The 20,940-nt window shown below is 71.6% G+C and carries 16 protein-coding genes; 8 read left to right on the top strand and 8 right to left on the bottom strand.

What is annotated here, in order from left to right:
- Positions 1-2: 2 nt before the first annotated feature.
- From nuoL to recQ, 4 genes are all read left to right on the top strand, one after another.
- The gene (gene nuoL / locus IE134_RS02765) at positions 3-1,898 is read left to right on the top strand and encodes an NADH-quinone oxidoreductase subunit L (protein ID WP_030709353.1); all 1,896 of its coding nucleotides are present in this window, start codon (positions 3-5) and stop codon (positions 1,896-1,898) included.
- A 4-nt stretch (positions 1,899-1,902) separates the two neighbouring features.
- Complete coding sequence (locus IE134_RS02760; protein ID WP_010060925.1) at positions 1,903-3,474, top strand: NADH-quinone oxidoreductase subunit M; 1,572 nt, start codon at positions 1,903-1,905, stop codon at positions 3,472-3,474.
- On the top strand, positions 3,471-5,135 hold the full coding sequence (gene nuoN, locus IE134_RS02755) for an NADH-quinone oxidoreductase subunit NuoN (RefSeq protein ID WP_189429480.1): 1,665 nt from the start codon (positions 3,471-3,473) through the stop codon (positions 5,133-5,135). The genes IE134_RS02760 and nuoN overlap by 4 nt, the downstream gene beginning before the upstream one ends.
- Positions 5,136-5,320: 185 nt before the next feature.
- Positions 5,321-7,345, top strand: coding sequence for a DNA helicase RecQ (recQ, locus tag IE134_RS02750; protein ID WP_126931018.1), 2,025 nt, complete (start codon positions 5,321-5,323; stop codon positions 7,343-7,345).
- Positions 7,346-7,421: 76 nt separating this feature from the next.
- On the opposite strand, the gene IE134_RS02745 is transcribed toward recQ, so the two are convergent.
- Positions 7,422-8,879 (bottom strand): alpha/beta hydrolase, encoded by a 1,458-nt coding sequence (locus IE134_RS02745; RefSeq protein WP_189429478.1) that lies wholly within the window; start codon positions 8,877-8,879, stop codon positions 7,422-7,424.
- Between the two features lie 191 nt (positions 8,880-9,070).
- Here IE134_RS02745 and IE134_RS02740 point away from each other — a divergent pair, with 191 nt between their 5' ends.
- Together IE134_RS02740 and IE134_RS02735 are read left to right on the top strand one after the other, a co-directional pair.
- Complete coding sequence (locus IE134_RS02740) at positions 9,071-10,369, top strand: sensor histidine kinase (protein ID WP_229823273.1); 1,299 nt, start codon at positions 9,071-9,073, stop codon at positions 10,367-10,369.
- 62 nt (positions 10,370-10,431) lie between these two features.
- Positions 10,432-11,064, top strand: coding sequence for a response regulator (locus tag IE134_RS02735; RefSeq protein ID WP_373296735.1), 633 nt, complete (start codon positions 10,432-10,434; stop codon positions 11,062-11,064).
- 27 nt (positions 11,065-11,091) lie between these two features.
- Here the strand turns inward: IE134_RS02735 and IE134_RS02730 are convergent, their stop codons facing one another.
- From IE134_RS02730 to IE134_RS02700, 7 genes are all read right to left on the bottom strand, one after another.
- Positions 11,092-11,358 carry a DUF4235 domain-containing protein gene (locus tag IE134_RS02730; protein WP_030709343.1) on the bottom strand — a complete coding sequence of 89 codons (267 nt, stop codon included), beginning with the start codon at positions 11,356-11,358 and terminating at the stop codon, positions 11,092-11,094.
- A complete protein-coding gene (locus tag IE134_RS02725) occupies positions 11,355-11,975 on the bottom strand; it encodes a DUF3618 domain-containing protein (RefSeq protein ID WP_189429476.1) in 621 nt (206 codons plus the stop codon). Before IE134_RS02725 ends, IE134_RS02730 begins: the two co-directional genes overlap by 4 nt.
- On the bottom strand, positions 11,972-12,391 hold the full coding sequence (locus tag IE134_RS02720; protein ID WP_030709341.1) for a phage holin family protein: 420 nt from the start codon (positions 12,389-12,391) through the stop codon (positions 11,972-11,974). Before IE134_RS02720 ends, IE134_RS02725 begins: the two co-directional genes overlap by 4 nt.
- Positions 12,392-12,556: 165 nt before the next feature.
- Entirely contained in the window at positions 12,557-13,270 is a 714-nt protein-coding gene (locus IE134_RS02715; protein ID WP_097881556.1) for a GOLPH3/VPS74 family protein, read from the bottom strand.
- Positions 13,267-14,496 carry a fumarylacetoacetase gene (gene fahA, locus IE134_RS02710; protein WP_030709338.1) on the bottom strand — a complete coding sequence of 410 codons (1,230 nt, stop codon included), beginning with the start codon at positions 14,494-14,496 and terminating at the stop codon, positions 13,267-13,269. The genes IE134_RS02715 and fahA overlap by 4 nt, the downstream gene beginning before the upstream one ends.
- Before the next feature lie 172 nt (positions 14,497-14,668).
- Positions 14,669-16,663, bottom strand: coding sequence for a CocE/NonD family hydrolase (locus tag IE134_RS02705; RefSeq protein ID WP_189429474.1), 1,995 nt, complete (start codon positions 16,661-16,663; stop codon positions 14,669-14,671).
- A 43-nt stretch (positions 16,664-16,706) separates the two neighbouring features.
- Positions 16,707-18,206 (bottom strand): peptide MFS transporter, encoded by a 1,500-nt coding sequence (locus tag IE134_RS02700; protein ID WP_098016408.1) that lies wholly within the window; start codon positions 18,204-18,206, stop codon positions 16,707-16,709.
- Positions 18,207-18,365: 159 nt separating this feature from the next.
- Here IE134_RS02700 and IE134_RS02695 point away from each other — a divergent pair, with 159 nt between their 5' ends.
- Complete coding sequence (locus IE134_RS02695; protein WP_030709332.1) at positions 18,366-19,376, top strand: polyprenyl synthetase family protein; 1,011 nt, start codon at positions 18,366-18,368, stop codon at positions 19,374-19,376.
- Positions 19,377-19,596: 220 nt separating this feature from the next.
- Positions 19,597-20,847, top strand: coding sequence for a LolA family protein (locus tag IE134_RS02690; RefSeq protein ID WP_098016409.1), 1,251 nt, complete (start codon positions 19,597-19,599; stop codon positions 20,845-20,847).
- The last annotated feature ends 93 nt before the right edge of the window (positions 20,848-20,940 follow it).

Genomic DNA, 20,940 nt, shown 5'->3' with positions numbered 1-20,940 from the left:
ACGTGGAGAACCTGATTGCGCTGCTCGTCGCGGCGCCCCTGCTCGGAGCGGCGGTCCTGCTCTGCGGCGGCCGCCGGCTCGACAAGACCGGCCACTGGCTCGGCACCGCGCTCGCCGCCGCCTCGTTCGTCGTCGGACTGATCCTCTTCACCGACATGCTGGGGAAGGGCGCCGAGGACCGGGCCCTGCACCAGCACCTGTTCAGCTGGATCCCGGTGGAAGGCTTCCAGGCCGACATCGCCTTCCAGCTCGACCAGTTGTCGATGACGTTCGTCCTGCTCATCACCGGTGTGGGCACGCTGATCCACATCTACTCCATCGGCTACATGGAGCACGACGAGCGCAGGCGCCGCTTCTTCGGCTATCTCAACCTGTTCCTCGCCGCGATGCTCATCCTGGTCATCGCCGACAACTACCTGCTGCTGTACGTCGGGTGGGAGGGCGTCGGTCTGGCGTCGTTCCTGCTCATCGGCTTCTGGCAGCACAAGCCCACCGCGGCCACCGCCGCGAAGAAGGCCTTCCTGGTCAACCGGGTCGGCGACATGGGCCTGTCGATCGCCATCATGCTGATGTTCACCACCTTCGGCACCTTCGCCTTCGGGCCGGTGCTGGAGTCGGCGGACGAGACGAGCCAGGGCAAGCTGACGGCCATCGGCCTGATGCTGCTGCTGGCCGCCTGCGGCAAGTCGGCCCAGGTGCCGCTGCAGTCCTGGCTCGGTGACGCGATGGAGGGCCCGACCCCGGTCTCCGCCCTCATCCACGCCGCGACCATGGTCACCGCCGGTGTCTATCTGATCGTCCGCTCCGGCGCGATCTTCAACGCCGCCCCGGACGCCCAGCTGGTCGTCGTCATCGTCGGTGCGGTCACGCTGATCTTCGGTGCGATCGTCGGTTGTGCGAAGGACGACATCAAGAAGGCGCTCGCCGGCTCCACGATGTCGCAGATCGGGTACATGATCCTCGCCGCGGGCCTCGGCCCCATCGGCTACATCTTCGCGATCATGCACCTGGTGACGCACGGCTTCTTCAAGGCCGGGCTCTTCCTCGGCGCGGGCTCCGTGATGCACGGCATGAACGACGAGGTCGACATGCGCAAGTACGGCGGCCTGCGGAAGTACATGCCGGTCACCTTCATCACCTTCGGGCTCGGCTATCTGGCCATCATCGGCTTCCCCGGCCTGTCCGGCTTCTTCTCCAAGGACAAGATCATCGAGGCGGCCTTCGCCAAGGGCGGCACCGAGGGCTGGATCCTCGGCTCGGTCGCCCTGCTGGGCGCCGCGATCACCGCGTTCTACATGACGCGCGTGATGCTGATGACGTTCTTCGGCGAGAAGCGCTGGCAGCCGGACGCGGACGGCCACGAGCCCCACCCGCACGAGTCCCCGAAGTCGATGACCATCCCGATGATCGTGCTGGCCTTCGGCTCGGTCTTCGCGGGCGGGTTCTTCGCGATCGGCGACCGGTTCGTCAACTGGCTGGAGCCGGTCACCGGTTACGACCACGGGCACTCCCCGCTGAGCGCGGCCACGGTCACCGGAGCCACCGTGGTGGCCCTGGTCATCGGCGTCGGCATCGCCTGGGCGATGTACGGCCGCAAGCCCGTCCCGGTCATCGCCCCGCGCGGCTCGGTCCTCACCCGGGCCGCCCGCCGCGATCTCCTCCAGGACGACTTCAACCACGTGGTCCTGGTCCGCGGCGGCGAGCACCTCACCCGCTCGCTGGTCTACGTGGACCACTCCCTGGTCGACGGCGTCGTCAACGGCACGGCCGCGTCGGTCGGCGGGCTCTCCGGCCGGATGCGCAAGCTCCAGAACGGCTACGCCCGCACCTACGCGGTCTCGATGTTCGGCGGTACGGCGGTCGTCATCGCCGCGACCCTGCTGATGAGGGCGGTCTGATCACATGTCCTTTCCCCTCCTGACGGCGACGGCGGCGCTCCCGGCGATCGGCGCGATCGCCACCGCCGCCGTCCCCGCCGCACGGCGCACCGCGGCCAAATGGCTCGCGCTGCTCTTCTCGCTCGGCACGCTCGTCCTGGCGGCGGTCGTCTTCCTCCGGTTCGAGCCGGGCGGCGACCGCTACCAGCTCACCGAGTCCCGGGCCTGGATCGCCGACTTCGGCGTCCGGTACGAACTGGGCGTCGACGGCATCGGGGTGGCGCTCCTCGGCCTCACCGCGCTGCTGATCCCGTTCGTCATCGTCGCCGCCTGGCACGACGCGGACCCCCTGGAGACGAAGTCCACGCGCTGGCGTCCGACGCAGGGCTTCTTCGCCCTGATCCTCATGGTCGAGGCCATGGTGATCCTGTCGTTCGTCGCGACGGACGTCTTCCTCTTCTACATCCTGTTCGAAGCCATGCTCATCCCGATGTACTTCCTCATCGGCGGCTTCGGCGACCGGGCCCACGCGGGCACCGACGAGAGCGCCGCGACCCAGCGGTCGTACGCGGCGGTCAAGTTCCTCCTCTACAACCTGGCCGGCGGTCTGATCATGCTGGCCGCGGTCATCGGCCTCTACGTGGTCGCGGGCAGCTTCTCGCTCTCCGAGATCGCCGAGGCCCGCGCCAACGGCTCCCTGGAGATGGCGACCAGCACCGAGCGGTGGCTGTTCCTCGGGTTCTTCTTCGCCTTCGCGGTGAAGGCCCCGCTGTGGCCGCTGCACACCTGGCTGCCCAACGCGATGGGCGAGGCGACCGCCCCGGTCGCCGTGCTGATCACCGCGATCGTCGACAAGGTCGGCACCTTCGCGATGCTCCGCTTCTGCCTCGGGCTCTTCCCGGAGGCCAGCAAGTGGGCGACGCCGGTGGTCATCACCCTGGCGCTGATCTCCATCGTGTACGGGGCGCTCCTCGCGGTCGGCCAGCGCGACATCAAGCGGCTCATCGCCTACGCCTCGATCTCGCACTTCGGCTTCATCATCCTGGGCATCTTCGCGATGACCAGCCAGGGCCAGTCGGGCGCCACGCTCTACATGGTCAACCACGGCATCTCCACGGCCGCGCTGCTGCTGGTCGCGGGCTTCCTGATCACCCGGCGCGGCTCGCGGCTCATCGCGGACTACGGCGGGGTGCAGAAGGTCGCCCCCGTGCTGGCCGGGACGTTCCTCATCGGCGGGCTCGCCACCCTGTCGCTGCCCGGACTCGCCCCGTTCGTCAGTGAGTTCCTGGTCCTGGTCGGCACGTTCAGCGCGTATCCGGTGGCCGGCATCATCGCCACCTCCGGCATCGTGCTCGCCGCGCTCTACGTCCTGGTCCTCTACCAGCGCACGATGACCGGTCCGGTGCAGGAATCGGTCCGCTCCATGCCGGACCTCCGGGCCCGTGAGCTGGCGGTCGCGGTTCCGCTGATCGCCGTGCTGATCTTCCTGGGCGTCTTCCCGAAGCCGCTCACCGACGTGGTCAACCCGGCGGTGGAGCACACCATGTCCGACGTACAGAAGAAGGACCCCCAGCCCGAGGTGGAGGCCGCCAAGTGAGCGCAACAGCTGTCCACAGTCTGTGGACGACGGCGAGCGGGGTGACAGCGGCGGCGCCGGGCGACTCGTTCACGGCGCCGAAGATCGAGTACACCCAGCTGATGCCGGTCCTGATCATCGTGGGCGCCGCCGTCCTGGGCATCCTGGTCGAGGCCTTCGTGCCGCGCCGGGCCCGCTACCACACCCAGCTCTTCCTGAGCGTGGTCGCGGTCGCCGCTTCGTTCGCCGCGATCGTCGGCCTCGCCGCCGGGGGATACGGCACCACGAAGGCCCAGATCGCGGCCATGGGGGCCATCGCGATCGACGGCCCCACCCTGTTCCTGCAAGGCACCATTCTCCTGGTCGCCATGGTGGCGGTGTTCACCTTCGCCGAACGCCGGCTCGACCCCGGCAGCGACGGCAACCGCGTCGACTCGTTCGCCGCCCAGCCCGGGGCCGTCCCGGGCGGCGAGGGCGAGAAGGCCGCGGTGCGGGCCGGGTTCACCACCACCGAGGTCTTCCCGCTGCTGCTCTTCTCGGTGGCGGGGCTGCTGGTCTTCCCGGCCGCCAACGACCTGCTGACCCTCTTCATCGCGCTGGAAGTCTTCTCGCTGCCGCTCTACCTCCTGTGCGCCGTCGCCCGCCGCAAGCGGTTGATGTCGCAGGAGGCGGCCGTGAAGTACTTCCTGCTCGGCGCGTTCTCCTCGGCGTTCCTGCTCTTCGGGATCGCCCTCGTCTACGGCTACGCGGGCTCCCTCTCGTACGCCGGGATCGCCAACGTCGTCGACGGCTCGGTCCTGGAGATCGACCCCGCCCTCGCCGACACCATGGGCAACGACGCGCTGCTGCTCATCGGCGGCGCGATGATCCTGACCGGCCTGCTCTTCAAGGTCGGCGCGGTCCCGTTCCACATGTGGACCCCGGACGTCTACCAGGGCGCCCCGACCCCGGTCACCGGCTTCATGGCCGCGGCCACGAAGGTCGCCGCGTTCGGTGCGCTGCTGCGCCTGCTGTACGTGGCGCTGCCGGGCCTCACCTGGGACCTGCGGCCGGTCATGTGGGCGGTGGCCATCGTCACGATGCTCGGTGGCGCGATCGTCGCGATCACCCAGACCGACATCAAGCGGCTCCTCGCCTACTCCTCGATCGCGCACGCGGGCTTCATCCTCGCGGGCGTCATCGCGGCCAACCCGGAGGGCATCTCCTCGGTCCTCTTCTACCTGCTCGCCTACTCCTTCGTGACGGTCGGCGCGTTCGCCGTGGTCACGCTGGTGCGCGACGCGGGCGGCGAGGCCACCCACCTGTCGAAGTGGGCCGGGCTCGGCCGCCGCTCGCCGCTGGTCGCGGCGGTCTTCGCGGTGTTCCTGCTGGCCTTCGCGGGCATCCCGCTGACCTCCGGGTTCTCCGGCAAGTTCGCGGTGTTCAAGGCGGCGGCCGAGGGCGGGGCCGGTGCGCTGGTCGTCGTCGGTGTGCTCTCGTCGGCCGTCGCGGCGTTCTTCTACATCCGCGTGATCGTCCTGATGTTCTTCAGCGAGCCGAAGGCGGACGGCCCCACGGTCGCCGTCCCGTCCCCGCTGACCATGACGACGATCGCGGTCGGCGTCGCCGTCACCCTGGTGCTGGGCCTCGCCCCGCAGTACTTCCTGGACCTGGCGAGCCAGGCGGGAGTCTTCGTGCGGTAGCGGCAGCCCGCGCGGGAAGCCCCCGCAGTATGAGCGACGGCAGCGCCGGACGGTCGGTTATCCACAGACCGTCCGGCGTTGTCGTTGGCTCCGCCTATCGTGGACGGGGACGAGAGCAGGACGGGACAGGGCCGGGCGAGCGGACCCTCGGCGGACCCTCGGGGGACAGAGCATTGGGCGTGAGCATGGACGAGACCACCGGGACGGTGACCGACACCGGCGCGGGAGGCGAGAGCGAGGCGCGGCGCACACTGCACCGCGTCTTCGGGTACGAGTCGTTCCGCGGCGAGCAGGGCGCGATCATCGAGCATGTGGTGGCGGGCGGCGACGCGGTCGTGCTCATGCCCACCGGCGGCGGAAAGTCCCTCTGCTACCAGATCCCGTCCCTGGTCCGGCGGGGCACCGGCGTCGTCGTCTCCCCGCTGATCGCCCTCATGCAGGACCAGGTCGACGCCCTGCGGGCGCTCGGCGTCCGGGCCGGCTTCATGAACTCCACGCAGGACTTCGACGAGCGCCGCTCGATGGAGGCGCAGTTCCTCGCGGGCGAGCTGGACATCCTCTACCTGGCGCCCGAGCGGCTGCGCCTTGACTCCACGCTCTCCCTGCTGGCCCGGGGCGAGGTCTCCGTCTTCGCGATCGACGAGGCGCACTGCGTCGCCCAGTGGGGCCACGACTTCCGCCCGGACTACCTGGCGCTGTCCGTGCTCGGCGAGCGCTGGCCGGACGTGCCGCGCATCGCCCTGACGGCGACCGCGACGAACGCCACGCACGAGGAGATCACCCGCCGGCTCGGCATGCCGGACGCGAAGCACTTCGTCGCGAGCTTCGACCGGCCGAACATCCAGTACCGCATCGTCCCGAAGACCGAGCCCAAGAAGCAGCTGCTCTCCTTCCTCAAGGAGGAACACGCCGGGGACGCGGGCATCGTCTACTGTCTCTCGCGCAACTCCACCGAGAAGATCGCGGAGTATCTGAGCAACAACGGCGTGCAGGCCGTTCCGTACCACGCGGGCCTGGACGCCGGCACGCGCGCCGCCCACCAGGCGCGGTTCCTCCGGGAGGAGGGGCTCGTCGTCGTCGCGACGATCGCGTTCGGCATGGGCATCGACAAGCCGGACGTCCGCTTCGTCGCCCACGTGGACCTCCCCAAGTCCGTCGAGGGGTACTACCAGGAGACCGGCCGCGCGGGCCGTGACGGGGAGCCGTCGACGGCCTGGATGGCGTACGGACTCCAGGACGTCGTCCAACAGCGCAAGCTCATCCAGGGCGGTGACGGCGACGAGGCCCACCGCCGCCGGGCCGCCGCCCACCTGGACTCGATGCTGGCCCTGTGCGAGACGGTCCAGTGCCGCCGGGCCCAGCTCCTCACCTACTTCGGCCAGGAGCCCACCGCCGCCGCCTGCGGCAACTGCGACACCTGCCTCACCCCGCCGGAGACCTGGGACGGCACGGTCGTCTCGCAGAAGCTGCTCTCCACGGTGGTGCGGCTGAAGCGGGAGCGGAACCAGAAGTTCGGCGCGGGCCAGATCATCGACATCCTGCTCGGCCGCAAGACCGCGAAGGTCATCCAGTTCGACCACGACCAGCTCTCCGTCTTCGGCATCGGCGAGGAGCTGGCCGAGGCGGAGTGGCGCGGCGTGGTCCGCCAGCTGCTGGCCCAGGGCCTGCTGGCGGTCGAGGGGGAGTACGGCACGCTGGTTCTCACGGACGAGAGCGCGACGGTCCTGGGCCGGGAGCGCGATGTGCTGCTCCGCAAGGAACCGAAGAAGCCGACGTCCCGCTCGTCGTCCTCGGCGGGCGGCGGCAGGGGCGCCAAGGGCAAGGCGGCCGCCGCCGACCTCCCGGAATCCGCCGTCCCGGTCTTCGAGGCGCTGCGCGCCTGGCGCGGGGCGACGGCGAAGGAGCAGGGCGTCCCGGCGTACGTGATCTTCCACGACGCGACGCTGCGGGAGATCGCGACGGTCCACCCGACGACGATCGGGGAGCTGGGAGGCATCAGCGGCCTGGGCGAGAAGAAGCTCGCGACGTATGGGGAGGGCGTGCTGGAGGTCCTGGCCGAGACGTCCCCGGGAGCGGCCCCGAAGGCTCCGGCCTCCCCGGAGCCCGCACCCCGTGCGGCGGCCCCGGCTCGTACGCAAGCTCCGGCCGCGGCCCCGCAGCACGGCGACCCCGAGTTCGGCTGGGACGAGGAACCGCCCGAGTACGAGTGAGGCGCGGACCGGGCGGCGGGGCGAGGGGCGGCGGGACCTACTCCGGTCCGCCGCCCCCCCGGGGGCGTCCCGTCGGCTACCCCGCGGCGCAGCGCAGGTCGACCGCCGGGCGCTTGCCCGTGGTGAGGAACGTGGTCGTCGCCTCGTTGGCGCAGGTGTTGGCGCCGAAGGGGTAGACGCCGTGGCCGCCCTGGTCGGCGGTGACCATCCTGGCCCGCTGGCCCAGTGCCTGCCGGAGCTTCTGGGCTCCCGCCAGCGGGGTTCCCGGGTCGCGTTCGTTCTGGACCAGCAGGATGTTCGACGGGCCCCGGTCGCCGATGCGCACCGGCGGTTCGCGGTGTTCGGACGGCCAGAACGCGCAGGGGGTGATGTTCGCCGTCGAGGCGCCGAGCTTGGGATACCCGGCGCGGTCGACCGCGACGTTCAGCTGGTAGGCGAGCTGGTGGCGGGGCCACCGGGAGTCCGCGCAAAGGACGTGGAGGCGGGAGGCGGCGGTGTTCTCCTGGTCCGGTGTCGGCTCGAAGGGGTAGGGCTTTCCCGCCTTCAGGGTCTGCCACATCTTCGCCAGCTCCGGAAGCCGTGTGTCCGAGTAGAGCAGTTCCAGGGTCAGCCCGCGGAACAGGGTTCCGGTGATGTTCCCGAGCGGCTCGGCGTCCAGGCGGCGGGCGAGGGCGGCGTACGTGGCCTCCACCTCGGCGGGGGTGGTGCCCAGGCGGTACTCGGGGTGGGCGGACGCGTACGCTGCGAAATCGGGGAACCGGTCCTCCATGCCGCGTGCCAGCAGCCGGAACGCGGTGACGTCGTAGCCGCGCGGGCCGAGGGCGCTGTCGAGCACGATCCGGTCGCCACGCTCGGGGAACAGCTGTGCGTAGGCGGCGCCGAGCTGGGTGCCGTACGAGGCTCCGAGGTAGGAGATCCGGGGCTCGCCGAGGGCGGCCCGGATGCGGTCCATGTCCCGCGCGGTGTTCGCCGTCGTGGTGTGCGGCAGCATCCACGCGGTGTCCGACGCGGCGCACTGCTCGGCGATGCCGCGCGCGTACCGCGCCTCGCGCGCCACGTCGCCCGGGCCGTGGGCGTACGTGGGGTACGCGCCGCGCTTCAGTTGGTCCGTGGTCAGGTCGCAGGTCACCGGGGCGCTGCGGCCCACACCGCGCGGGTCCATGCCGATGATGTCGTAGGTGTCCAGCACCTGTCGGGGCAGTGTCGCCCCGAGCGCCAGCGGGTAGCCCAGGCCGGATCCACCGGGGCCGCCCGGGTTGGTGAGCAGCGCACCCCGGCGCTGCTCGGGGTTCCGGCTCGGCAGCCGGGAGACCGCGATCTCGATCTGCCGGCCCTCGGGATCGCGGTAGTCCAGCGGAACCTTCAGCGTGCCGCACTGGAGCTGCTTGGGAGGGTTCGTCCCCGGGCAGGGCCCCCACTTCAGCGGTGCCGGTGCGGTGGCCGCCGCGTCCGATGGCGCGCCCGAGGCCGGGGCGACCCAGGTCGCGACGAAGGCGGTGGCCGCGAGAGCCAGGGCCAGGGGTTTCCGGCGCATGTGAAGTCCTCCTCGTCGTCCGTGAGAAGCCATCAGTCTTCCGACCGCGCGGCTGTCCGCGCGTCGCCCGCTCGGGCCGTCGTGTCCGGAACCGGAGACGGGGGGACGGACGCGGACCTTCGACCGGAGTCGAAGACGGCCCCCTCCCCAGGTCGGACGTGCCGGCCGGGCGGCGTCGCGATAATGAAGCGATGGAGACGGACGCCGCGCCACCCCCAAGGCCCGTGCCCCTGCCTCCCCGAGGTCCCTGGCAGCAGGCGGTGCGGCTCGGGGCGGCCGCTGTGGTGGGGGTGCTGCTCTGGCTGCTCACCGGCGCGATGCTGCCGCGTGGATGTGCGGAGGATTCCTGCTCCTGGTTCGTCACCGGCGACCCGCTCGTCGCTCTCGGCTGCCTGACGGCGGTGGCCTGGCGGCGGCGGTTCCCCGTCCCCGTGGCGCTCGCCGTCGCCGTCGCGTCCGCCGCCTCCGCCCTGGCGTCCGGCGCGGCACTGCTGGCGATCGGCTCCCTGGCGGCCCGTCGGCGTCCGGCCGAGATCGCGCCGGTGGTGGCCGCGTTCGTCATCGCGCCGCTGTTCACCACGGGGCTGTACCCGGTGGGGCGGCCGCCCGGTTCCCCCTGGATCCAACTCAGCCTGCAACTGCTGACGGCCGGGTTCGCCGTCGCCACGGGATGGGCCGTGGGAGCCCGCCGCGCCGAAGTCCTCTCGCTCCGGGAGCGGGCCCGGAGCGCGGAACGCGAACAGACCGCCCTGGCGGACCGGGCGCGGGTGCTGGAGCGCAACCGGATCGCCCGCGAGATGCACGACAGCCTCGCCCACCGGATCTCCCTGGTCGCCCTGCAGGCCGGGGCGCTGGACCACCGCCCCGATCTGCCGGACGAGGAGCGCGCCGTGCTGGTCCGGGGCATCGCGGACGGTTCGTACCGGGCCCTGGAGGATCTGCGCGATGTGCTCGGCGTGCTCCGGGCCGAACAGCCGGACCGCCCGGAGCCGCCCCGCCCCTCCTACGACCGCGTCCCCGCCCTGGTGGACGACGCACGCGCCTCCGGCATGGACGTGACGCTCACCGTCGGCGCGACCGGCGAACCCCCGGACGCGCTGGGCGACGTCTGCTACCGCGTCGTCCGGGAAGCCCTGACCAATGCGGCCAAGCACGCCCCCGGCGCCCCGGTCCGGATCACCCTGGACGGGGCACCCGGCGGCGCGCTCGGCGTCGCCGTCCGCAACGGCCCGGCCGCCCGGACGAGGACCGGGCCGCCGCCGGCCTCCGGGTACGGCCTGCCGGGTCTCGCCGAGCGGGTCCGGGCCGTCGGCGGGACCCTTGACCACCACCCGGCGCCCGACGGCGGGTTCACCCTCACCGCCCGGCTGCCCTGGCCGGCCGACGAGGCGGGGCGCACGGCCGGGACGGACGAGCCCGGGCCGAGGCCCAGCACGGACGAGCCCGCCCGACCCTCCCGGCCCGGCGACGAGCCCGAGCGGAGGTCCTGAGCGTGGAATCCGGTGAGCCGCCGGTGCGGGTGGTCGTGGTCGACGACGAACAGCTGATCCGGATGGCGGTGCGTCTGGTCATCGACGGCGAGAGCGACCTCACCGTGGTGGGCGAGGCCGCCGACGGGGAGGAGGCCCTCGCCCTCGTACGGGAGAGGACGCCGGACGTCGTGCTCATGGACGTACGGATGCCGGGGCGGGACGGTGTGAGCTGGACCCGGGAACTCCTGGCGCTGGACCGGCCGCCGCGGGTCATCGTCCTGACCGCCTTCGACTCCGACGCGCTGGTCCTCGACGCACTGCGCGCGGGGGCTCTCGGTTTCGTCCTCAAGCACACCCCGCCCGACCGGATCATCGACGCGGTACGCACGGTCGCGAACGGCGAACCCGCCCTGTCCCCGCAGGCCACGGCGCGGCTCATCGCGGCGGCCACCGCGGCCGGCGGTCCGGTGGTTCGCGGGGCCGTCCGCGATGCCGCCCGAAAGCGGCTGTCCGCCCTGACGCGGCGTGAACTCGACACCGCGCGGGCCATCGCGGACGGGCTGGGCAACCAGGAGATCGCCGAACGTCTCGGCATCACCGTCGCCACCGTCAAGGCCCACACCAGCAGCCTGTTCAGCAAGCTGGAGGTGGACAACCGGGTGCGGATCGCCCTGCTCGTCCGGGACGCCGAAGACCCCGGGCCCGGACACTGACCCGGGCCCGGCAGGCACCACCGCGGGTCAGGCCGGCCAGACGCCCGTGACGCGCCGGGTCGCCTTCGCGCCCGAGCGTTCCACGGTGGCCTTGACCACCGCGAAGATCGCGCCCTGTACGGCGGCGGCGAGAAGGATCTGTCGCCACGGACGGTCCTCGTCGAGGGCGTCGGGGGCGTCGCCCTCGCCCTCGATGACCTTCCACGTCTGCTTGAACGCGGCGCTCGCGATCACGCCGCTGAGCGCGCCGAGGGCGAACCCCATCGGCTTGTAGGCGAGCTTGGACGCCTTCACTTGTTACGCCCCCGGCCGCGGCGTATCAACAGGAAGGCGACCAGCACCGCACCGCCCGCGAGGAGCGGGGTCCGGTTGGCGCGGGCGGCCTTCGCGACCCGGTCCGCCTTCTCCAGCAGCGGGTCGGGGGTCCGGTCCACCGCGAACTGCCCGGCCCGGGCCGCGCTTTCCCGCACCTGCGTGGCGGCCTGTGCGGTCTTCTCCTGCACGGGTTCCGGCGTCTTGTCCTTCACCGCCTGCGCGGCCTGCGCGGTCTTCGCACGGATCTGGGCGGTGGCGGCTGCGGCCTGTTCCTTGACCGCCGCGGTCCTCTCGGCGGCCTGCTCCTTCAGTTCGGCGGACCTCTCCGCGGCTTGTTCCTTCACCGCTGTCGCCTTCTCCGCTGCCTGTTCCTTCGCAGCCGCCGTCTTCTCCGCGGCCTGCTCCTTCAGCTCAGCCGTCTTCTCGGCGGCCTGCTTCTTCGCCGCCGCGGTCTTCTCCTTCGCCTGCGCCTTGACGTCGGCCTTGCCCGCCAATGCCTCGACGGTCTGACCGAGTTCGTCACGTGTGCGCTCGACCTGCTGGCGCAGTTCCTCGGGGGTGGGCGAACCCATCTTGTTCTGCGACTCGTCGTTCATCGGTGAGCCCTCTCCTTGACCTCGGCCAGATCGGCCTTGACGCTGTCGATGGTCTGCTCCGGGGCGGGGGTTCCGGCGCGGGCGATCTGCTTCTTCCCCGCGAGGGCGGCTGCTCCCGCCACCGCGGCCAGCACCGCCGTGACGATGAGGGCCGCCGCCCACAGGGGCAGGGCCAGCGCGAGTGCGGCGATGCAGGTCGCCACCAGGGCCTGAGACGCCAGGATGCCGACGAACCCCGCGGCGCCGAACAGGCCGCCGCCCTTACCGAAGCGCCTGCCCTTCTCCGCCATCTCCGAACGTGCCAGCTGCATTTCCTCACGGACCAGTTCCGAGATCTGCTGCGAGGCACGTGAGACGAGAACGCCCACCGGTTCATCGCCGGTGGAGGTGGGGGTCTGCCGTCCTGCTGTGCTCATGAGGTCACCTGGCTCTTCCCTGTCGACATCGGCACGTGAAAGCGGAAGGCCGTGACGGAACCTCCGCGTCCGGATGTGTGCTGCTGTCGCCCGGGTACCCGCCAACCGCGTTCGCACCCGTCCCCACCGCGAGGAGCGTCTCCGCCGACCCGCGCAGGCTCGTCCTCAGTCCCCGCCGCCCCCTCCGCAGCCGCCCCCGCCGCCGTCGGTCCAGCCACCGCCGCTGTCGCCGCCGTCGCCGCTGGACTGGCTCTGGCGGACGTTGTGGTGGACCGCCGAGGCGAACCACAGGGCGCGGCGTACGGTCCTCATCGCCAGGCGGCCCTCGCGGCCTCCGGTGGTGAGGGTGCCGGCCAGGCCCACCGCCGAGACGAGGCCGGCCAAAGCGCGGCTGCGCTGGTCCGGGAAGCCCCGGTCCTCCGCCTGGCCGAAGCGCCAGCGGGTCGCGCCGGTCAGGTCGGGGTCGCCCGGGAAGTGGCGCTGGTAGGGGAGCACGCCGAGGAAGCGGCGGGTCTCGCGGCGCAGGAGGCCGCGCTCCACCAGGTGGTCCAGGTGGCGTTCCTCGGCGTTGCGGCCGTACAGCCGGATCCAGCTCTTGGCGCTGGTCCCCGGGCGGAATCGCTTCTTCTTGGCGGACGGCGGGTCGAGCGTGCCCAGCAGCGAGGCGAGCAGCGGGTGGGCCGGATCCAGGGGGTTGACCACCTGGACCCGGCCGCGCTCCTCGCGTATCCGGCCCTGGAGCTCCAGCTCGGCGAGGACAGCTCCCGCCGCGCCGTACCGCAGATACGCGCGGCTGCAGAGCGGTTTGCCGCGCTCCGGGTCCAGCGTCAGCAGGAGCAGTTCCTCGGGCAGGGTCAGGGCGGAGGCGTCCTGCGTCATGGCGCGGTGACGATCCTTCCGGTGACGTCGCCGAGGCCCACGCGGGTGCCGTGCGGGCCGGGCGCCCAGGCGGTCAGCGTGACCGTGTCGCCGTCCTCCAGGAATGTCCGCTTGCCCTCGGTCAGTTCGAGCGCGTCGCGGCCGTTCCAGGTCAGCTCCAGGAGCGAGCCGCGCTGGTGCGTCTCGGGGCCGCTGACCGTGCCGGAGCCGTACAGGTCGCCGGTGCGCAGCGACGCGCCGTTGACCGTCATGTGCGCGAGCTGCTGGGCCGCCGTCCAGTACATCGAGGCGAACGGCGGCTCGGCGACGACCTGGCCGTTGATCTCGACGGTGATCCGGATGTCGAAGCCGCCCGGCTCCTCGTCCTCGGCGTCGTCGAGGTAGGGGAGGAGGGGGACGTCCCGGGCCGGGGGCGCGGTACGGGCGGCGTCCAGGGCCTCCAGCGGGGTGACCCACGCCGATACGGAGGTGGCGAAGGACTTGCCGAGGAACGGACCGAGCGGCACGTACTCCCAGGCCTGGAGGTCGCGCGCGGACCAGTCGTTGAGCAGGGAGAGCCCGAAGACGTGCTCGCGGAAGTCGGCCAGCGGGACCGGGGTGCCGTGCGCGGAGGGGACGCCGACGACGAAGCCGACCTCGGCCTCGATGTCGAGCTTCACCGAGGGCCCGAAGACGGGGGCCGGGTCGGTGGGGGCCTTGCGCTGGCCGCTGGGGCGTACGACGTCGGTGCCGGAGACCACGACGGTGCCGGAGCGCCCGTGGTAACCGATCGGCAGGTGCTTCCAGTTGGGGGTGAGCGCGTCGCCGTCCGGCCGGAAGATCTTCCCGACGTTGGTGGCGTGGTGCTCGCTGGCGTAGAAGTCGACGTAGTCCGCCACGTCGTACGGCAGGTGCAGGATCACCGCGTCCACCGGGTGCAGCAGCGGCTCGATGTCCGCGCGGTGGGCGGGGACGGTCAGCCAGGCGGTGAGCGCGCGGCGCACATCGCTCCAGGCGGTGCGGCCCGCCGCGAGCAGCGGTGTCAGGCTCGGCTGTGCCAGCAGCCCCGCGTACGGGGAGCCCAGCGCGTGGGCGGCGGCCCCGGCGTCCAGGACGTGGCTGCCGATGCGGACGCCGACCCGGCGGACGTCGGGGTGGTCGGGGGTGGAGAACACACCGTACGGAAGGTTGTGCGGGCCGAAGGGGTCGCCCTCGGACAGATCGAGCGGGCTGCTCTGCTCGGGCATGTGGTGCTGCCTCGCTTTCCAGGTCGCGTTGGGGACACGTTACGTCGGGGCTCCTACCCAGCGGCAGTGCCCTGACCATCCCCAACTGTGCGTATTGCCCGGAAAGTTCACCGGTTACCGTCGGTTCCCCCCGGGAAACCGGGGGGAACCGAGCCGGAAACAAGGCAGCCGCTCAGCCCGCCGTGCGCGGGATGCGCTTCTCCCAGGTGCGGTGGAAGACGATCTCCTCGCCGTCCTTGCAGATCACCTCGTCGGAGGTGATGAAGTCGTGCTCGTCGGCGGTGATCTCGGAGCGGGTCTCGATCCCCACGTCCCATGCCGCCTCCGGCCGGTGCAGCCGGATCGTCCAGTCGCTGCGGGTCCGTGCGGAGAGCGGGTCGTCCTGCTGGATCGTGTACGTCTCCAGGGCGTCCTCGGTGAATTCGAGGCCGTCGGGGTAGACGCGCGTGCCGCCGTAGCGGGGGTCGACCTCCAGGCGCCATTCGCCCTGGGCGACATCGCGGACGACGAGGCGCTCGGGGCGCGGCTCCTCCAGGGTGACCGGGTAGACCACGCCGAGCGGTTCGGACTGCTCCGGTTCGCCGAAGGTGATCGCCGGGTCCTCGGTGTGGCGGCGCACCGGCAGCTCGACGAAGCTCCCGTCGGCGTCCAGGGTGAAGCCCGCCGAGCCGGCCTGGGGCCAGATCCAGGGCCAGTACGCGGAGGAGATCGCGATCCGGATGCGGTGGCCGGGCGGGAAGGTGTGCCCGATGCCGTTGAGGTCGAAGACCACGTCCTCGGTCTCTCCGGGCGTCCAGTCGTCGGTGCGGTCGCGGCCGTTGCGGGCGGCCAGGTTGAGGACGCCCCGGGTGACGAGCGTCGAGGCGCCGTCGGGGGCGATGTCGCAGAGCCGGGCGATGGCCTGCCCGCGGGTCGCGTCCATCCGGATGCGGAGCTTCACCCGGGGGCGGCCGAGGATCTCGATCGGCGCGTCGGTGACGGGGAATTCGAAGGACACCGACTTGGCGTCCTCGTCCCGCTGGTCCGGCGGCAGGTCCGCCTCGTTGCCGAACGGGAAGAAGCGGCCCGCGTCCAGGCCGGTCTGCTGCGGCGAGGCGACGATCCGCTCGCCGCCCTGGAGTGCGTACGCCACCGGGTTCACGTTCTCCGACGGCCAGGACGCGTCCCCGACCCAGCGTCCCGGCAGCGTCTCGTACACCGTGGCGGGCGGGTGCGAGCCGCTGATCCAGGACCGCAGCAGCGGCTCCCGCATCACGCCCGTCTCCTTGCCCTTCAGGTGCTGGTCCCACCAGCGCAGCGTCTCCTGGAGGAAACCGATCGCGGGCCCCGGCGGCAGCCCCCGGTCCGGGTACTGGTGCGACCACGGCCCGATGATCCCGCGCACCCGCCCGGGGTCGAGGTGCTCCACGAGCCGCAGGACGGTGTCCCGGTACGGGTCGTGCCAGCCGCCGACCGCGAGGACGCTCGCCTTGATCGCGCCGTAGTCCTCGCAGACGCTGCCGTGCTTCCAGTAGGCGTCGCGGCTCTGGTGGGCGAGCCAGGTGTGGCTGAAGGGCTCGACGGCCTCCAGCCGCTTCAGCCACATCTCCTTCCAGTCGTCGCCGACCTGCGCCGGGTCGGGCGGGCGGCAGGCGAAGGCGAGCATGGTGGCCGCCCAGGCGTGCATGTCCACGGCGAGGACCGAGCCGCCCATGTAGTGGACGTCGTTGTCGTAGCGGTCGTCGGCCGAGCAGACGGTGACGATCGCCTTCAGCGGCTCGGGGGCGAGCGCGGCGATCTGGAGCGAGTTGAAGCCGCCCCAGGAGATCCCGAACATCCCGACCCGGCCCGAGCACCACTCCTGCTGGGCCAGCCAGTGGATGACGGCGACCCCGTCGGCCAGCTCCTGCGCGTCGTACTCGTCGCCCGGCAGCCCCTCGCTGTTGCCGTGCCCCCGGACGTCGACCCGTACGGAGGCGTAGCCGTGGCCCGCGTACCAGGGGTGGCGCTGCCAGTCGCGCGGCGCGGTCCAGTCGCTGAGCCGGTAGGGCAGGTACTCCAGCAGCGCGGGAACCGGTTCGTCGGTCAGCGGCCGCCAGATCCGGGCGTAGAGCCGGGTGCCGTCGGACAGCGGGATCCGGACGTCCTCGTGGGTGGTCTCGTACGGGAACTCGGTTGTGATGTTCATGGGTCACCTCGGTGGGGGACGGGGTGCTGGAGAGGCGTACGGGTCAGTGGACGGGGTGCATGGTGCGCTTCAGCCAGGGCGCGGCCAGGGTCATCGCCACACCGGCCGCCACCGCGATCGCCCCGTTGACGCCGAAGTACGCGGGGTTGGAGACCTCGCCGTACAGCTTCACCGTCTGGGCCTGGATGCCGTTGGCGACGGCCAGGGAGAGGAACCACAGGGCCATGGTCTGGCTGGCGAAGGCCTTGGGGGCGAGCTTGCTGCTGGCCGAGAGGCCGGAGGTCTCCAGCAGGACGTCGCCGAGGCCGAGCAGCAGGTAGGAGCCGACGATCCACCAGACGGCCATTTTGTAGGTGTCGTCCGCGTGCCCGGAGGTCGGCAGGACCATCAGCAGGAAGGAGAGCCCGCCGAGGATCACGCCGAAGGCGATCTTGTTGGAGGCGTGCGGCTGGCGGCGGCCCATCCGCACCCAGGTGGCGGCCACCACCGGAGCGAGCGCCACCTCGAAGGCGCCGAGCGCGGAGGCGTACCAGCTGGCCGGGAAGGTGAAGCCGAAGATCTCGGTCCGGGCGTTGGTCGACGCCAGCAGGATCATCGTCGAGTAGGCCTGGAAGAGGATGAAGTTGAAGAAGACCGAACCCAGGAAGAGCACGACGTACGGCCGCAGCCTGCCGCGCTCCTCCGCGGTGACCCGGGGGCTCTTGAACATCACCACGAAGTAGGCGATCGGGGCGATGATCGAGATCACCGTCAGCACGTCCACGAACCGGTCGATGGTCAGCCATCCCACCAGCGCCAGGACGGTCGCGACGAGGGCCACCGCGACGGCTCCGCCGATGATCAGGCGCACCGCCCGCCGCATCGCGTCGGGCGCCAGCGCGAATTCCGCGCCCTCCTTGCGGCCGACCAGGTGACGGCGGCCCGCGACGTACTGGATCAGGCCGAAGGTCATGCCGACCGCGGCGGCCGAGAAGCCCCAGTGCCAGCTCCAGTGCTCGCCGAGCCAGCCGGTGATCAGCGGTCCGGCGAACGCGCCGATGTTGATGCCCATGTAGTAGAGGGCGAAGCCGGCGTCGCGCCGTTCGTCGTCGGTGCGGTAGAGCTTGCCGACCATGGAGGCCACATTGGGCTTGAGCAGGCCCGTTCCGGCGCTGATCAGGCCGAGGCCCACCCAGGTCATGGCGTCGGTGGGGACGGCCATGGAGTAGTGGCCGCAGGCGATGAGGATGCCGCCGTAGAGCACGGCCCGGTACGAGCCGAGGATCCGGTCGGCCAGCCAGCCGCCCGCCACGGAGACCAGATAGACCAGCGTGCCGTAGGCGGCGGCGACGGAGGCGGCGGTGCCGGGGTCCATGGCCATGCCGCCGTTCGCCACGGTGTCGGCGAAGAACAGCACCAGGATGGCCTGCATGCCCAGGAACGAGAACCGTTCCCAGACCTCCAGGCCGGACAGGGTCATCAGGCCCCGTGGCTGCCCGAAGAAGGCGTGGTCGTCCTCGGGCGGTGGCTGGGCCGGCTCGGTGGCGGCGGTGCTGTGGGACAAAGCGGAGACTCCTGATCGTATGAGCTGATCCCGAACATACCGGCAGTCATGGGAAGCCGCCCACGGTGATCCATAGAGGACCGGATACGCTGAAGTTGATTCGAGAGACAGCGACACATCGACATTGCGTGTGATCGTCAGCAGACAGGAGATGCCCCCGTGACCGTCGTCGGGCCGTTCGGACTGCACGTGCGGGACCAGGCTCTTGAGGCCGATGTCCAGTCGGGCCTGGCCGCTGTCGAGGCAGGGCTGCTCGAAGCCACCAAGAGCGATGTCCCCTTCATCACGGACGCCGCCCAGCACCTGGTGCGCGCGGGGGGCAAGAGGTTCCGTCCCTTGCTGGTCATGCTCGCGTCACAGTTCGGGGATCCCGACGCGCCGGGAGTCGTCCCCTCGGCCGTCGTCGTCGAGCTGACCCATCTGGCCACGCTCTACCACGACGACGTGATGGACGAGGCCGACGTCCGGCGCGGGGTGCCCAGCGCGAACACCCGCTGGGGCAACTCGGTCGCCGTCCTCACCGGCGACTTCCTCTTCGCCCGCGCCTCCCACATCCTGGCCGACCTCGGCCCCGAGGCCGTCCGCATCCAGGCCGAGGCCTTCGAGCGCCTCGTCACCGGACAGATCCTGGAGACCGCGGGCCCGCGGGACGGCCGCGACCCGGTCGACCACTACCTGGACGTGCTCAGCGGCAAGACCGGTTCGCTGGTCGCCGTCTCCGGCCGGTTCGGGGCGATGATGTCCGGCGCCGACGAGCGGACCGTGGACGTCCTCACCCAGTACGGGGAACGGCTCGGCATCGCCTTCCAGCTCGCCGACGACGTCCTCGACATCGCCTCCGACTCCCACGAGTCCGGCAAGACCCCCGGCACCGACCTGCGCGAGGGCATCCCCACGCTCCCGGTCCTGCGGCTGCGCGCCCAGGCGGCCGCCTACGGCAAGCCCGACGACCTGGAGCTCGTCGAACTGCTCGACGGTGACCTGAGCGGCGACGACGCCCTGGCCGAGGTGCTGCGCCGGCTGCGCGCCCACCCGGCGCTGGAGCAGGCCCGCCAGGACACCGTGCGCTACGCCCAGGAGGCGCGTGCCACGCTCGCCCCGCTGCCCGAGGGGTACGCGAAGGCCGCGCTGGAGGAGCTGTGCGACGCGGTGGTGCACCGCGCGGGCTGAGGCCTAGGGGGTGTCCGCCGCCGCTCGACGCGGTGTCACCGGGGGCCCCACCACGTGGTTTCACGGGGCGGCCCACCCCTACGGGATGGCGTACACGCCCCCTTCGGTTGTCATACCGGAGCAGTAGGCGGAGTTGATTCCCCGGGCTGACGCTTCGAACCGCCCGATTTGGTCAGATGGTTATCAACGGAAGCCGCCGACCACGGAGGTAGGGCACACCATGGCACCGAACGACAGCGCAGAGACCATCGGAGAGGCCACGAGCACTGTCGTGGGCCGCCGGAAGACGGCGCGCTACATCGTCCCCGTCGCGGTCGCGGGGGTGGCGGCCGCGACCATCGGACTCGTCCCGGCGCTCGCGAGCTCGGGCGACCCGGACCTGCCGAAGATCAGCGCACAGGAACTCATCGAGAAGATCGCCGCTTCCGATGAGGAGCAGCTCTCCGGCACGTTCAAGATCAGCACCGACCTGGGCCTGCCCCTGGACGGCCTCGCGGGCTCGCTCGTACCGGGCGGCGAGGGCAAGGACGGCGGCGCGGCGGCCCCGCAGGACAAGCTCATGGAGCTGACGTCCGGCACGCACACGCTGCGGGTGGCCGCCGACGGACCGGAGCGGCAGAAGCTCTCCGTCCTCGGGGACGCGTCCGAGTACAGCGTCATCCACAACCAGGGCGAGGTCTGGGCGTACGACAGCGCGTCCGACGAGGTCTACCACGCCGAGGCACCCGAGGGCCGGGATGCCGGGAAGCACGCGGAGAAGGCCCCGAAGGGGCCCGAGGGCGCTCCGGCCACCCCGAAGGACTTCGCCGAGCAGGCGCTCGCGGCGGCCGGGGACACCACCTCGGTGACCGTGGACGGCACGGCGCAGGTCGCCGGGCGCGACGCGTACCAGCTGCTGATCAAGCCGAAGCAGTCCGGCTCGACGATCGGCTCGGTCCGGATCGCCGTGGACGCCGAGAACGGCGTACCGCTGAAGTTCACCCTGTCCGCGGCGAGCGGCGGCAAGGCCGTCGTCGACGCCGGGTTCACCAAGGTCGACTTCTCCAAGCCCGCCGCGTCCACGTTCGCCTTCACGCCGCCCAAGGGCGCCAAGGTGACCGAGGCCGACGAGCTGGAGACCGGCAAGGACGAGCGCGGCGCGGCCCAGAAGGCGCTGCCCGGACAGCTGGCCGAGCTGGACGGCCTCGCGGGCGAGGGCGGCTTCAACGTCATCGGAGAGGGCTGGACCTCGATCGCCGAGATCAAGTCCCCCGGCGGCAAGGGCCTCCCCGAGGCGGGCTCGGACGACATGCCGGCCGAGGCGCAGGGCTTCCTCGACGCGCTCGGCGACAAGGTCACCGGGAAGTTCGGCTCGGGCACGGTCTTCAAGACGCGCCTGGTCAACGCCCTGCTGACGGACGACGGCTCGGTGTACGTCGGAGCGGTGACGAAGGACGCGCTGGTGCGTGCGGCCGACGCCGCCGCGAAGTAGAACCTTCCCAGGGGCACCTGGACACCCGGCCGCCGTGACCTCCGCGCACCCGCGTGGAGGTCACGGCGGCTCCGCGCTCGACGACCCCGTGCT

Source organism: Streptomyces rubiginosohelvolus (assembly GCF_014649875.1).
Classification (GTDB): domain Bacteria; phylum Actinomycetota; class Actinomycetes; order Streptomycetales; family Streptomycetaceae; genus Streptomyces; species Streptomyces rubiginosohelvolus.
The sequence above is the reverse complement of the archived record's forward strand: the minus strand, read 5'-3'. Positions and strand labels throughout refer to the sequence as shown.